The organism is Chryseobacterium sp. FR048 (assembly GCF_056844665.1).
The window spans coordinates 172,945-184,846 of sequence record NZ_JBXDSE010000003.1 but is presented as its reverse complement, the minus strand read 5'-3'; the positions used below and the strand labels follow the sequence as shown (position 1 = coordinate 184,846).

Annotated in this window: 9 protein-coding genes and 3 tRNA genes; 2 read left to right on the top strand and 10 right to left on the bottom strand. The window is 36.2% G+C overall.

Features of this window, described 5'->3' with window-relative positions; genetic code table 11:
• Positions 1 to 38 precede the first annotated feature (38 nt).
• The 7 genes from AC106K_RS10155 to AC106K_RS10125 form a co-directional block, all read right to left on the bottom strand.
• A tRNA-Phe gene (locus AC106K_RS10155) sits at positions 39 to 111 on the bottom strand.
• A gap of 1,113 nt (positions 112 to 1,224) precedes the next feature.
• Positions 1,225 to 1,297: transfer RNA gene (locus tag AC106K_RS10150), tRNA-Phe, on the bottom strand.
• Positions 1,298 to 1,429: 132 nt separating this feature from the next.
• Positions 1,430 to 2,314, bottom strand: coding sequence for a tetratricopeptide repeat protein (locus tag AC106K_RS10145; protein WP_482445026.1), 885 nt, complete (start codon positions 2,312 to 2,314; stop codon positions 1,430 to 1,432).
• 96 nt (positions 2,315 to 2,410) lie between these two features.
• Positions 2,411 to 3,223, bottom strand: a complete 813-nt coding sequence (locus tag AC106K_RS10140) for a helix-turn-helix domain-containing protein (RefSeq protein ID WP_482445024.1) — start codon at positions 3,221 to 3,223, stop codon at positions 2,411 to 2,413.
• Positions 3,224 to 3,778: 555 nt separating this feature from the next.
• Positions 3,779 to 3,851: transfer RNA gene (locus AC106K_RS10135), tRNA-Phe, on the bottom strand.
• Positions 3,852 to 3,960: 109 nt separating this feature from the next.
• Positions 3,961 to 5,802, bottom strand: coding sequence for a lysophospholipid acyltransferase family protein (locus AC106K_RS10130; protein ID WP_482445022.1), 1,842 nt, complete (start codon positions 5,800 to 5,802; stop codon positions 3,961 to 3,963).
• A gap of 22 nt (positions 5,803 to 5,824) precedes the next feature.
• Complete coding sequence (locus tag AC106K_RS10125) at positions 5,825 to 7,063, bottom strand: aspartate kinase (RefSeq protein ID WP_482445020.1); 1,239 nt, start codon at positions 7,061 to 7,063, stop codon at positions 5,825 to 5,827.
• A 605-nt stretch (positions 7,064 to 7,668) separates the two neighbouring features.
• On the opposite strand from AC106K_RS10125, the gene fbp reads away from it, so the two are divergent.
• Together fbp and menC are read left to right on the top strand one after the other, a co-directional pair.
• Entirely contained in the window at positions 7,669 to 8,685 is a 1,017-nt protein-coding gene (fbp, locus tag AC106K_RS10120; protein ID WP_047095229.1) for a class 1 fructose-bisphosphatase, read from the top strand.
• Entirely contained in the window at positions 8,686 to 9,690 is a 1,005-nt protein-coding gene (gene menC, locus AC106K_RS10115) for an o-succinylbenzoate synthase (protein WP_482445018.1), read from the top strand.
• Positions 9,691 to 9,823: 133 nt separating this feature from the next.
• On the opposite strand, the gene AC106K_RS10110 is transcribed toward menC, so the two are convergent.
• The 3 genes from AC106K_RS10110 to AC106K_RS10100 form a co-directional block, all read right to left on the bottom strand.
• A complete protein-coding gene (locus AC106K_RS10110; RefSeq protein WP_482445016.1) occupies positions 9,824 to 9,997 on the bottom strand; it encodes a bacteriocin-like protein in 174 nt (57 codons plus the stop codon).
• A gap of 80 nt (positions 9,998 to 10,077) precedes the next feature.
• Complete coding sequence (locus AC106K_RS10105) at positions 10,078 to 10,242, bottom strand: bacteriocin-like protein (RefSeq protein WP_482445014.1); 165 nt, start codon at positions 10,240 to 10,242, stop codon at positions 10,078 to 10,080.
• Between the two features lie 484 nt (positions 10,243 to 10,726).
• The gene (locus AC106K_RS10100) at positions 10,727 to 11,857 is read right to left on the bottom strand and encodes an alpha/beta hydrolase (protein ID WP_482445013.1); all 1,131 of its coding nucleotides are present in this window, start codon (positions 11,855 to 11,857) and stop codon (positions 10,727 to 10,729) included.
• Positions 11,858 to 11,902 lie beyond the last annotated feature (45 nt).

The window sequence follows — 11,902 nt, the reverse complement described above, 5'->3', positions numbered from 1 at the left end:
AAAACAAAAAAACCTCTGAAAAATCAGAGGCTTTCAAGTGGTTTCTCCAGGAATCGAACCAGGGACACATGGATTTTCAATCCATTGCTCTACCAACTGAGCTAAGAAACCATTATATTGTTGTTTATTACTTCGTTGTTTTAAAGTGATGCAAAAGTATAACATTTTGTGATGCCACGCAAGTTTTTACAGTTGTTTTTTTGAAAAATATAAGAAGTTTTTTTATTTTTAATGCCAACCAACTGCCCGTCAGCAAGTTGTTTTTCATAAAATAAAACCCATTTTGAAGATCAGCCTCAAAACTTTTTGGAAGATGGTATAGAATATTTTATTTTGAGATCATTTTTAGCCTTAGCCATAGACTCTACAATAGAAACAAATATTACTTACCTCATAAGAAAAGAGCAAATACATCCCTATCCATAAAGCTTCATCAGCGACAAAGTCGCATCCTCTTTGCTCCCTTAAAATAACCATGACCAGATACAAAATTTGAGGACTAATGTAAAAGAAGAATAAAAGGTAAAGAAGGATCAGACGTAAAAGTTGGAAATCATTAAATTTTTATAGTTGTGGGTTTTTAGCATAAAGGTTGAGCTTATTCTTCTGATTAAGATAGATAACTTAATAGATGGTGATTATCTGACTTAGGAAACAGGAGCGTTAAAAAAATTGAGATTGAATCCGTTAAAAAATTTCCACTGTCTGAGCATGGCAGGACTTTGACCCGAAGAAGACTTGTTTGATTCCATGCGAGTTTGGAAATTTTAGGAGTCAATCTCAATTTTTAGCAGATGATTCCAGTCTTGAATTTTTGGATACTTTTGTTTCAAGACAAAAGGATTAATAAGAGAAATAATGGATCAGTCTCAAAAGCTGGGGGATATTGTATTTATGAAATTTAATTTAACGCAAAGTTTTTAGCCTCTTATCCATATTTTCAAGGGAGCAAAGGATGGAATCAATTTCATTGATTCTTTCTAAGCAACTACATATCCGTAAAGCTTCATCAGCGACAAAGCCGCACTTCTTAGCTTCCTAAAATAAAACACCCGAATCACTCTTCCTTTGCATCAAAAAAACTTAGATACTGTTATTATGAATATGCTCTCTAAACTAAAGCACAAAGAAGACAAAAACGGTTACATAAACGTATTTTAAATCATTCGTGCATTCGTGGCAAATAAAAACAAAAAAACCTCTGAAAAATCAGAGGCTTTCAAGTGGTTTCTCCAGGAATCGAACCAGGGACACATGGATTTTCAATCCATTGCTCTACCAACTGAGCTAAGAAACCATTATGTTGTTGTTTATTACTTCGTTGTTTTAAAGTGGTGCAAAAGTACTATATTTTTTTAATTCCCGGAAGTTTTTTTTACTTTTTTTCTATTATAGTCAGGTGCTAGAAGTTTTTTGGCCTCTTTTTTCTTTAAAGAGCTTCTTTCAAAACCTTTTTAGCATTTTCATTATCAGGATTCAGTTTCAGAGATCTTTTATAATATTCTACAGCTTCTTTCTTCTTATTGACCTTTAAAAGAGCTTCTCCATAGCTGTCATACGTATTCCAGGAGTCAGGGAAAAGCTGGATGTTCAGTTTGAATATACTCAGAGCCTCATGAATCTTATTTTCCTGGATAAGCTGATAACCGAAACCGTTAAGCTCTTCCTCGCCAACATTGTATTGGGATTGTATTCCCTTTTTGTGCTCAGTTCTGATGAATTCAATCAGCTTGTTGATTGATTTGTTTTTAGCGTATTCATTCGCAGGGATCAGGTTCATTTGTCTTAATTTTTCCTCCTGCTCTTTTAAGGTTTCTACACTGTAATATTTCCTTTGTTCATCAGTTATCTGGGTGGTATCTATTTCATATCTGAGCCATTTGCCGTCGGTCTTTTTATTTTTAATATACTGGGTACCGTAGATCTGGGGTTTTCCTTTACGCATCAGATCTCTGTCTACTGCCGCAGCATACCACCATCTGTTCAGGTCCGGATTCATTTCAATTGCCTTCTTAAAGGTTTTTACAGCCATTCCGGAGGCTATCGTATCATTACCATGCTGGAAAATAATTCCTGAGTTTAAATAGTCGTTGGCAGTTTGTACTTTGTTTTCCTTTAAAAGTTCAAATACCCGGATACGTCTCAGGCTGTCCTCTTTGTTTAAAATAGCCCAGTTGATCTGACCTGTCATTCTTGCTTTTTGGTCCTCTTCAGCCATTTGTTTCAGTTCAGTATTATCGTTGGTCTGTGCAAAGGCTTTCGCAGAGAATAATGCTAAAAGGATGAAGAGCGTGAAACAGATTCTTTTTTGCATGTCTTTTAAAATTTTAGGATAATGGATGTTAAAAAAACAAAAATATTTCTTTAGGATTTCCTATACTTGTAAAAATAGGACATTTCAAAAACAGGGCTATTCCAGCAAATGCCAGAAAGTATCTTCTGTTCCCAGCAGTGTTCCTTTCTTTAAAAACTGTTTGGGCGAATGGTGAGTAAATTGTCCGAACATCTTATTGAAGTGTGCCTGATCACTGAAATTGTGCTCATGGGCTACAGATGTAAAGCTATCATGTTTTTGATCAAAAAGTTTATGATTCAAAACCTTTCTGAAAAGTACGATCTTCTGAAATTTCTGTGCAGATACCCCAAAATGTAATGTAAAGATCCGGGTAAGATGCCGGCGGCTGATTTCTAATTTTTTGGCCAGTTCTTCCATGGAAAGAGCTTCCGAATTTTCAAATAGATGTTGAAGGGCCTGGCTTACGATCTCATTTCGGTATTCCTGGTATCGGGAAGAAAGATATTCATCCAGTAAACGGCAGAGTACAGACGTGTCATCAGTTGTAAAAAGATGATCCGTTTCTGAAGGGGTAAAGAATTCAAAATCGGTTATTTCATGGTCTATGGCAAGATGAGGGTAGAATTGCTGTATTCCTAAAGGATTGAATACAATGGAAACCCGGTGAATCATTCCCGTCTGTTTTACATACAGAACATTCTCCCGGATCGGGGTGAATATCTGAAGACAGCCTTCATCTTTCATGTATTGGATGTTCCGGTCAGAAGTCATTCGGTGAGATCGGTAAAAAGAAATCGTGTTGTTGAAATGAGGGAAACATTTAAATTCCCTGATGGTGTTCTCAGGTTTAATATCCAAATAATAATAATCAACATATCGGGCTACAATAGGATCCTGTGGCTTAAATGTTTTAAAAATCTCTGTCATTTTCATACGGTTTCTTCCCAGATACAAACCTCATAACATAAAATTACAAAAAAGAAATAGAATAAGTTGGAACAGTATTAAAATTAGCTACAGATTACTGTATTTCACGGATCAAACTCAAAAGTTGGAGAGAGTTTGAATTTTAGATACAAAGAAAAACGACGATAAAAAACGAGTGGACTTGAATGGGTAATGTTTAATTGACCTAGGAATCAGGAGCGTTAAAAAAAATGAGATTGAATCCGTTAAAAAATTTCCACTGTCTGAGCATGGCTGGGATTTTGAGTCGAAGAAGAAGAATTTGATTCCATGCGAGTTTGGAAATTTTAGGAGTCAATATCAATTTTTAGCGAATGATTCCAGTCTTGAATTTTTGTATACTTTTGTTTTAAGACAAAAGTATAAATAAAAAAATAATTTAAAATTTAGATTAATGCATTTTTATGTTGCCCCACACAACTTTTGCGCTTGCCCCAACATATTCCATTTTAAATAACTAATGGATTCGTGGCGAATAAAAACAAAAAAACCTCTGACTAATCAGAGGTTTTAAAGTGGTTTCTCCAGGAATCGAACCAGGGACACATGGATTTTCAATCCATTGCTCTACCAACTGAGCTAAGAAACCATTATATTTTTGTTTGACTTACTTCGTTGTTTTAAAGTGATGCAAAAGTAGTAAGTTTTGGTATACAAAGCAAGTATTCATCGTACTTTTTTTGAATAAAGCTAAAAACTTACTGATTATCAGTCGGATTATTTTCCTGCTCTTTTCTGATCTGCTCGCTCATCTCTTCAAGTACCGGTTTGATCGTACTTTCCGGAAGATCACTGATTCGGATATACATCAATCCATCGATGGCATCATTGAAGTTCGGGTCAACATTGAACGCAATTACTTTAGCATTTTGTTTGATGTATTTTTTGATCAGAACAGGCAATCTCAGTTCTGGTTCAAGATCGTCAATAATCTTGTCTAGTTTATTAAGGTCAGACTCCATTTCCTCAAAGAAAAGGCTCTTATCCCTGTCACGAAGCTTTACTTTATACTCATTTCTCGGAGTGATATATTGAGCCACTGCAGAATCGAAATAATTCGAACGCATAAACTCGATCATCAGAGATTTTGAAAATTCTGAGAACTTATTGGAGATACTTACTCCTCCCATCAGGAATTTATGGTCAGGATTTCTCAGGCATACATGTACAATTCCTCTCCATAAAAGGAAGAGTGGAAGTGGTTTCTGCTGATACTCCTGGCAGATGTAGGCACGGCCCATTTCGATCACTTTCTTGAAGAAAGGGTGGATGTCCTGCTCAAACTCAAATAAAGAGCTCGTATAGAAGCCTTTGATGCCATATTTCTTCATTACTTCTCTACCCAGTGCCATTCTATAGGCGCCGGCCAGTTTCTTCTCACCATTGTCCCATAGGAACAGGTGATGGTAATGTTTATCATATTCATCCAGGTCAAACGGAAGATTACTTCCTTCACCTACCGCGCGGAAAGTAAGCTCTCTCTGGCGCCCGATTTCCCTCATGATCGAAGGAATCTCTTCATAGGTAGTAAAGTAGATCTCGTAGTTTCCGTTACTGAACAGCATTTTATCAGTTCCTCTGAGTTTGTCGACATCTTTCATAATGTCCTCTATAGGAGTTTCATCAATGATGTTCTGAACGATATTTTCCTCCTTCAGCAAAGGGAATTTTACAGACAGATTCTGAAGATTGATGCTTTGGGCAAGAGATTTTCTTTTTTCATAATAAGATTTCATCATATAAACCTTACGTTTCAGAAACTCTCCCAGTTCCTCAATCGTTTCCATTTCATCCATTGCTTTTACAGAAATTGGTTTTCCAATTCTGATTCTGATAGGTTTTTCTCTATCATTCATCATTTCTGCAGGCAGCATAAGAGTTTGTAAACTTGGATGAAGTTTAGCTACCTGATAAAAAAGTCTGCTGTTTTTGGCATGGAAATACATAGGAACTACCGGCACTTTAGCCATTCTGATCAGCTTAAGTGCCGTTTTTTCCCATTCTTTATCTAAAATTTCTCCGTAAGGATTGTTCTTATTAGAAACTTCTCCTGCAGGAAAAATACCTACACAGCCTCCGTTTTGCAAATGCTTCAGTGTTTCGCGCATTCCCGAAGAGCTGCTGTAAGCTTCTTTTCTGTTTTCAAAAGGATTTACAGCGATTACATACGGCTCCATAGGCTTGATCTTTTCCAGAAGGAAATTTCCCATTACCTTAAAATCCGGACGAACCTCCGATAAGATCTTGCACATCAGAATTCCGTCAATAGCACCCAGCGGGTGGTTGGAAACCAGAACAAACGGTCCCGTTTTGGGAATCTTTGCGAGATCCTCTTCAAAAGCTACATAGCTTAGGTTTCTTTCTCTTACAAATGAGTCGAAAAAGTCTTTGCCTTCCTTATCTTTTAATTTGTCGTATAATTTATTTACTTCATTTATTTTAGCAATGCTCATCACAGCAGATGCTACCGGGTTCTTGAGGAACCCAATTTTACTTAAGCCGGAAGCTTTGATCAGATCGTTTTTCGAAATTAAACTCATGTGTGTTTAGTCGCAATTAATATTATTGTGTTACCATTTGAAGTGTATTCTTGGAAATTTGTTCCAACAATACATTTTTTTCATGGTAAAATTGATCAATGTGATCCATCTTCGCATTTCTTACTGTGAATAAAGATACATTTTTAATTGCTTCGGTTTTAAAAATTTTTTGAAGCTCTTCGTTGAGTTCTTCAAGATGATTAAACTTGTCCTCAAGGCACAGTGCCAGGGAGATTGCAGAATTCTGCATCAGGGAAACTTTGATCTTATATTTGGAAAGGTATCCAAAAATTAAGCTCATATGATCTTCTGCAATGAAAGAGAAGTCTCTTGTAGAGATCTTCAACAATGCCTGATTTTCTTTTAAAATATAAGATTCTTCCTGTTGGTTTTTGTCGGAAGCACCTACTTTTGTCCCTTCTTTAGTAGGATCCACAAAAGATTTTACATAAAAAGGAATGTTTTTTTGCTGTAAAGGTTGCAGTGTTTTCGGGTGAATAACACTGGCTCCGTAATAGGCCATTTCAATCGCCTCTTCATAAGAGATATTCGAAAGAAGGCTCACATTACTGAACTTTCTTGGATCTCCGGTCATTACTCCCGGCACATCCTTCCAGATCGTCATCGCCTCTGCATTCAGGCAGTAGGCAAAAATAGCAGCAGAGTAGTCAGATCCTTCTCTTCCCAGAGTTACCGTAAAATTATTCTCGTCAGAACCGATGAAACCTTGGGTCACATAGCAGATCTCAGGATTAAGATTTGAAATGAACTCTTCAGTTCTTCCCCAGTCTACAGTTCCTTCTCTGTAAGAATTGTCGGTTTTTACATAATCTCTTGCATCCAGCCACTGGTTGGTAAACTGAATCTCGTTCAGGTATTCACTTACGATTTTAGTAGAAATCATTTCCCCGCAGCTTACCACCTGATCATAGACAAAATTGTAGTTGGGAGACTTATTTCTTCTTAAAAAAGAATCAATATCATCGAAAAAGAGATTGATTTCAGCAAAAACCGCATGATTTTCAGGAAACAGACCCTCCGCAATCTCAATGTGTTTTCGTTTTATCTTTTCAATCTCAGTTTGATAGTTATCCTTTTTGAAATAAAGTTCTACAACTTTTTCCAACTCATTTGTCGTCTTGCCCATTGCTGAAATCACCAGCAAACATTTGGCAAATCCCTGGCTTTCTAGAACCATAGACACATTCTTCACACTCTCGGCGTCTTTTACAGACGCTCCACCAAACTTGAAAATTTTCATTAAATTGTTAAAAATAAAATTGTTAGATAAAAATTACATGAGTTTTTTACGGACGTCAAAATTATAAATTTACAGCGAGATATGAAATAGGCAGGCAATACGATGCAATTAAGATTTTATTAAAATTGTCGTAAACGTGAGATTTTATATCAATTGAATGCAGGAAGAGAGAAGGTTAAGAGGATTTAAAAATCTTATTTGTTCCATACTTTTATTTCGTATTGATGATGTGAATGGGAAAACGGAAATCCTGAGGGATGATTATTTGAAATTCAATAGAAATGTGCTTTAGCCCATTAATAAAAAATAAAAATTCAATTGGCTTTAGCCAAAAACTAAAAACCAGGCTCAAAATAAGTATAATGTCACAGGTTTATTCCAGTTTTTAATCTGACCCTTTTCTATGCTTTAAATGAAAATAAATAATCTGAATTTTTCAATGGTTCGGGATAACGAATTGGGAGGTACAATTGTGAATGTACATTTAGTATTATGTTTCTTTGTGTTTGTATTGTGTTGATATTCAATTGATAGTCTCTTTTGTAATTAAATTTTCTTAATGCAATAAATTTTCCGAAATTTGGGCAAAACGTAAAAAGAAAAATATGTCAAATCAACCATTACAGACTTTAGGAGAATTTCTTATTGATAAACAGGACGATTTTCAGTATTCCACCGGTGAATTCTCTCGTCTTCTGAGCGCAATAAGATTGGCTTCGAAAGTGGTAAACAGAGAAGTAAATAAAGCAGGAATTGTAGATATAACAGGAGCTGCCGGAAACCAGAATATTCAGGGGGAAGAGCAGCAGAAACTTGATGTAATTGCTAATGAGATTTTTATTACAGCTTTGTCTCAGAGAGAGGTTGTTTGTGGTATTGCTTCTGAAGAAAATGACGATTTTATCGATATAAAATGTGGGGAAAACGGGCATTTAAGTAAATATGTAGTATTGATCGATCCTTTGGACGGATCTTCAAACATTGATGTAAATGTTTCTGTAGGAACTATTTTTTCTATTTACAGAAGAGTTACAGAACCTGGAACACCCGTACAACTGGAAGATTTCTTACAGAAAGGAGTTAATCAGATCGCTGCAGGATATGTTATTTACGGGTCTTCTACAATGATTGTGTATACCACAGGAAATGGAGTAAACGGATTTACACTGGATCCTTCTTTAGGAACTTACTATCTTTCTCACCCGAACATGACGTTCCCGAGAACAGGTAAAATTTATTCCATCAACGAAGGAAACTACATCAAGTTCCCTCAGGGAGTAAAAAATTACCTTAAATATTGCCAGATGGAAGAAGGAGACCGTCCTTATACATCAAGATATATCGGTTCTTTGGTGGCAGATTTTCATAGGAATATGCTGAAAGGAGGTATTTATATTTATCCTTCCTATTCTCAGGCTCCTAATGGTAAACTAAGACTTTTATACGAATGTAATCCAATGGCATTCCTTGCAGAACAGGCAGGTGGAAAGGCGACAGACGGATTTAGAAGAATTCTGGAAGTAGAACCTACAGAGCTTCACCAGAGAATCCCGTTCTTCTGTGGAAGTGTTGAAATGGTAGAGAAAGCAGAAGAATTTATGCGTATCGACAGCGTAAAATAAATGAAAGCAACATACTTAAAATATTTATTAGAATTCAAACGCCCGAGTGGAACATCTCGCGGCGTTTTGCTTGATAAGGAGACCTTTATTCTGGAAATTACGGAGAATGGAAAGAAAGGGGTAGGTGAGTGTGCCCTATTCAGAGGATTGAGTTTTGACGACAGACCGGATTACGAAGAAAAACTGAACTGGCTTTGTGAGAATATCAACAAGGATGAAGCTTTTTTGAAGGAAGAATTAAAAGACTTTCCATCCATCTGGTTTGGTTACGAACAGGCTGTTCTGAACCTGAAATATGGTGGAAATTTATATTTCCCGGGTGAATTTACCGAAGGAAAATCTGCCATCACTATCAACGGACTGATCTGGATGGGAGATGTAGGCTACATGGAAGAGCAGATTCAGGATAAGCTGGAGAAAGGATTCCATTGTATCAAACTTAAAATAGGGGTCGATTGGAAATCTGAGCATGTGGTTCTTCAGAAACTGAGAGAAAAATTCTCAAAAGAACAGCTGGAGCTTCGTGTGGATGCTAACGGAGGATTCAGTAAAGAAGAAGCAGTAACGGTTTTACAACAGCTGGCAGACTTACATATTCATTCCATTGAACAGCCTATTAAAGCAGGCCATTGGAATGATATGGCAGAATTGTGTGCCCAGACACCTACTCCTATTGCTTTGGATGAAGAATTGATAGGAATTACAGACCCTGAGGAGAAGAAAAAGCTTTTAGAAACAATAAAACCTCAGTATATTATCTTGAAACCTGCTTTAGTGGGCGGATTTGCTGGATCCGATGAATGGATCTCGCTTGCAGAAGAACAGAATATCGGCTGGTGGATTACTTCCGCACTGGAGAGCAATATAGGGCTGAATGCTATCGCTCAGTATACCTTCACAAAAAAGAATCCAATGCCACAAGGTTTAGGCACCGGAGCATTATTTACAAATAACTTTGAATCCAGTTTAGATCTCAGAAATGAGCTGTTGTGGTTCAAAATATAAAATTTGATTTTAGGATACCAAAAAACTCCAATGTCATAAGGTTGAGACATTGGAGTTTTTTTTATAAATGATTTTGAACTCAGTGCTGATCTCAGAAATGAGTAGCTGGGGTCCAAAATATCATTGAAAATAATTAATTAGCACAAAATGGAGGGGGTGCATCCGGACAGGTAGCATTGTGACAGAAGTCCGGTTCCCATTCTCGGCAACATCTGTTTCTTCCATCCCAACGCAGACATCCCAGAGGAATAATTCCTCCTTTAATTGTCTTTAGTTCTCTTCTTTCTAGTTTTTTTAGATTTTTCATAGTAAAATATTTTAGTTGGTTCGTCAAATTTTGAATCTCATAAATGAGAATCTGGTTCAAAATAGAATTGAAAAGATTAACTAGCAGTATGGAGGTGGCGAATCCGGGCATGTAGGACCACAGTAACCTTCGGCCCAAGCTCTACAGCAGGCTGTTGTAGGATTCCAGCTGTTGCATCCAAGAGGAGGCCTTCCTCCATTGATGGTCTTTAATTCTCTTTTGTCTAATTTTCTTAAATTTTTCATGATCGATATTTTAATTGGATTGGTAAGTAAATGTCTAAAATCATTTTGAATTATACAACACTTGGTGATTTATTTTGTTGATTTTTAACAGAATAATAGAATCTTTATATCAATATTTTAAAGTTGACAGCTGGAATAAATCAACGATCTGTTATCATTGATCATGAGCAACCATGAAGAAAAATCCCTGCAAATACTGGAGGAATTCAAGATGGGTTCGGGAATAGTTAAAAGGTAAAGTAATTGTTGGCTCGGATAATCGATCGCTTTTATAAATTGATACTCAGTTTACATTCTAAATTACATCTTTTACAAAGATGGCTTTCTTTATATACATTAAGATATAAGAAAACTTTTTTTTAATCTTTCTCATGATAAAAAAATTGTAATTCTCTATAGTTTGAATTGGCAATCTTTATGCCATTCTCCTGACTTGTTGTAAGTTTAACATAGACTTAATTTTGTGAGTTTTTTTAATTAATCATTAAGAGATAATTGTGAAAATATTTTCGCTATTTTTTGATCTATTGCTAATAAGATTTCTATCTACTCCATACAGGTTTTGAAAAATATCATTCTGTACCTGCGAACTGGAAAGATAGCCCCAATGATTTCCTACTTCAAATTTAAAACTGCTCTGCAGGTCATCTTTTACAAAAGTACAGTCGATGATAGAGACAATGTCCTTATAGTGATCAATATCACTCGGTCCGTTTTTGCCCAGCCTTGGGGTGAGAATATTCTTGGTAAACTGCGAGATGCCAAGAATTACATCTTGTCTGTTCAGATAAATAGAGATCCTGTTGGCGAGCAGTGGAAGCTTATTAAAAGAATCTTCAGAGTCTTCAAATACTTTATAGGAAACATCAGCGTTGAGCAAAATGACCTGATCGATTACCCTGAGAATATTTTCCCTTTTAAGACTGTAAAGCATACTTTGAAGCACCCTGTTTCCCATAGAATGGGCCATGATGTGAATTCTCTGGTTACACGGGACAAGATCCCGGTTCGAAAAAATGTCTTTCAGAAACTGAGTGTAAAAATAAAACAGTCTCAGCAATGACGTCCCGGCATTGATGCTGGAGGCTTTATCGTCAAAATAAGTAAGCGGAACAATGCTGCTGGAAGCCGGCCAGCTTACAAATAAAATATGCTCAACAGGTGATGCCGGATTGTCGATGAATATTTTTTTAAGATCAAGAATCGCTTTCAGTTCATCATCAAAAGTATAAGCGTATCCATGGATGAAGATCAGTACATCACTTCTGTCTTTAGTGGAAGACATATTTTTGTACAATTCATAAAACATTCTTTGAGTTCCCCCGAGATTATTGGCGGTAAGCGGAGATTTTTTGATTCCCTTTTCACTGAGAAGAACATCCAGAACTTCCTCATATCCCTGTTTTTCAGGTTCAGAGAATAATTTATAGTCCAGAATGTTTCTGTTGACGTAATCTTTTTTCTTTTTGGCCTGAGCAGTAGGTTCTTGGTAATTGTCAAAATTACATTTAGCAATTCTGAAATTAGGAATTGAATATTCATCATTGGAAAATGAATCTACTCTTTCACCTTTATGACGGACGATTTTCCGATTGCTTAAGATATAAACAGCCATGAGCAATAATTGGGTAGGATGGTTTTAGCTTTTCCTAAATTAATG

What these genes read in the sequence shown, in the direction of transcription:
- AC106K_RS10145 (WP_482445026.1), bottom strand. Translation starts at nt 2,314, where the DNA reads ATGCAAAAAAGAATCTGTTTCACGCTCTTCATCCTTTTAGCATTATTC.
- AC106K_RS10140 (WP_482445024.1), bottom strand. Translation starts at nt 3,223, where the DNA reads ATGACAGAGATTTTTAAAACATTTAAGCCACAGGATCCTATTGTAGCC.
- AC106K_RS10130 (WP_482445022.1), bottom strand. Translation starts at nt 5,802, where the DNA reads ATGAGTTTAATTTCGAAAAACGATCTGATCAAAGCTTCCGGCTTAAGT.
- AC106K_RS10125 (WP_482445020.1), bottom strand. Translation starts at nt 7,063, where the DNA reads ATGAAAATTTTCAAGTTTGGTGGAGCGTCTGTAAAAGACGCCGAGAGT.
- fbp (WP_047095229.1), top strand. Translation starts at nt 7,669, where the DNA reads ATGTCAAATCAACCATTACAGACTTTAGGAGAATTTCTTATTGATAAA.
- menC (WP_482445018.1), top strand. Translation starts at nt 8,686, where the DNA reads ATGAAAGCAACATACTTAAAATATTTATTAGAATTCAAACGCCCGAGT.
- AC106K_RS10110 (WP_482445016.1), bottom strand. Translation starts at nt 9,997, where the DNA reads ATGAAAAATCTAAAAAAACTAGAAAGAAGAGAACTAAAGACAATTAAA.
- AC106K_RS10105 (WP_482445014.1), bottom strand. Translation starts at nt 10,242, where the DNA reads ATGAAAAATTTAAGAAAATTAGACAAAAGAGAATTAAAGACCATCAAT.
- AC106K_RS10100 (WP_482445013.1), bottom strand. Translation starts at nt 11,857, where the DNA reads ATGGCTGTTTATATCTTAAGCAATCGGAAAATCGTCCGTCATAAAGGT.